Annotated in this window: 3 protein-coding genes; 2 read left to right on the forward strand and 1 reads right to left on the reverse strand. The window is 72.2% G+C overall.

The window, feature by feature from the left end; all coding sequences use genetic code 11:
• Both GBZ26_RS29080 and ureG read left to right on the forward strand, forming a co-directional pair.
• On the forward strand, nt 1–689 hold a 689-nt coding region (locus GBZ26_RS29080), incomplete at its 5' end, for an urease accessory protein UreF (protein ID WP_174441756.1).
• On the forward strand, nt 686–1,324 hold the full coding sequence (ureG, locus tag GBZ26_RS29085) for an urease accessory protein UreG (protein WP_035673506.1): 639 nt from the start codon (nt 686–688) through the stop codon (nt 1,322–1,324). The genes GBZ26_RS29080 and ureG, both read left to right, overlap by 4 nt.
• Before the next feature lie 248 nt (nt 1,325–1,572).
• Here the strand turns inward: ureG and GBZ26_RS30795 are convergent.
• Nucleotides 1,573–1,812, reverse strand: a 240-nt coding sequence (locus tag GBZ26_RS30795; RefSeq protein ID WP_282184374.1) for a diguanylate cyclase domain-containing protein, incomplete at its 5' end; no start/stop codon positions are given.

Genomic DNA, 1,812 nt, shown 5'->3' on the forward strand with positions numbered 1-1,812 from the left:
TCTCGGCCACCCACCTCACCAAGCTCCTCGCCTGGCTGTCGCCGTCCTTCCCGGTCGGCGGCTTCTCCTACAGCCACGGCATCGAGGCGGCGGTGGAGCAGGGCCTCGTCCGCGACCGCGACACGCTGGCGCGCTGGATGGACGGCATCCTGCGTCACGGCGCCGGGCGCACCGACGGCATGCTCTTCGTCGCCGCTCACCGCGCCGTTCTGGCGGGCGACGAGGCGGCCTTCGCCTGGGCGGTCGAGCGCGCCGACGCCATGCGCGCCTCCTCCGAAACCGCGCTGGAGAGCCGCGCGCAGGGGCAGGCCTTCCTCATCGCCGTGCGCGCCGCCTGGCCGCTGGAGGGAATGGAGCGCTGGGACCGGGTGATCGCCGACAGCGGCCGCCCGGTCGCTTATGCCGTCGCCGTGGCGCTGGCCACGGCGCTGATCGGCGTGCCGGAGGGACCCGCCCTGTCGGCCTATCTGCACGCCTTCGCCGCCAACCTCGTCTCCGCCGGGGTGCGGCTGGTGCCGCTGGGCCAGACAGACGGGCAGAAGGCCCTGGCGGCGCTCGATTCCGTGGTGCACTCTGCGGCGGAGGCCGCGTTGGCTGCCCCGCTCGACGACCTGGGCAGCCGCGCCATGGCCGTCGATTGGACCTCCATGATCCACGAAACCCAATACACGAGGTTGTTCCGCTCATGACCGCCCCGATTTCCAAGAGCCATGGTGGCCCCCTGCGCGTGGGCATCGGCGGGCCGGTCGGCTCCGGCAAGACGGCGCTGACCGACGCGCTGTGCAAGCGCATGCGCGACGATTGGGAGGTCGCGGCGATCACCAATGACATCTACACCAAGGAGGACGCGGAATTCCTCACCCGCTCCGGCGCGCTGAAGCCGGACCGGATCATGGGGGTGGAGACCGGCGGCTGCCCGCACACGGCGATCCGCGAGGACGCCTCGATCAACCTCGCCGCCGTCGACGAGATGAACCGCAAGTTCCCGAACCTCGACCTGATCTTCGTGGAGTCGGGCGGCGACAATCTGGCGGCGACCTTCTCGCCGGAGCTGGCCGACCTGACCATCTACGTCATCGACGTGTCGGCGGGGGACAAGATCCCGCGCAAGGGCGGGCCGGGCATCACCCGGTCGGACCTGCTGGTCATCAACAAGATCGACCTCGCCCCGCTGGTCGGCGCCAGCCTGGAGGTGATGGACCGCGACGCCAGGAAGATGCGCGGCGACCGCCCCTTCGTCTTCACCAACATCAAGACGGGGCAGGGGGTGGACGCGGTCCAGTCCTTCATCGTCCAACGGGGCGGGTTGCCGCTTCCGGGCTGACCGCTTCGCAGAAGAAGCATTCGCGGAACCTCCGTCTTGGCCGTGCTGTTTTCCCGGCGTGAGAACCACACGCATGGAAACCAAGCCGGAGGCACCCACGATGAAACGCCTGCTCCTCAGCGCCGCCATGATCGCGGGGGCGCTTGGGCCTTGGCCGGCACTCGCCGAGACCTGCCCGGAGGGGGTGAACCGGCTGGGCCAGCGCATCGGCGCGCTGGAGGCCGCCGGCAACCAAAGCCCCGCCTCCATCAGCGCGCGGGGGGACGGTCACCCCCGCGCCCCGCGCCAGACCGCCGGGCGCGCCGCGCAGCGCGGCGGCGGGCCGGCCGGCCCGGGTGGGGCGGTCGGGCGCCGGCGCGTGGCGGCAGCACCGCCGCGAACTCGTCGCCGCCCAGCCGGGCCACCACGTCGTCGCCGCGGAAGCAGGCGGCCAGCCGCTCCCCCACCTGACGCAGCACGAGGTCGCCCGCGTCGTGACCCAGCCGGTC

The organism is Azospirillum formosense (assembly GCF_013340925.1).
Classification (GTDB): Bacteria; Pseudomonadota; Alphaproteobacteria; order Azospirillales; family Azospirillaceae; genus Azospirillum; species Azospirillum formosense.

Excerpts from the sequence above, each read along its gene's own strand:
- ureG (WP_035673506.1), top strand. The coding sequence starts at position 686 with ATGACCGCCCCGATTTCCAAGAGCCATGGTGGCCCCCTGCGCGTGGGC.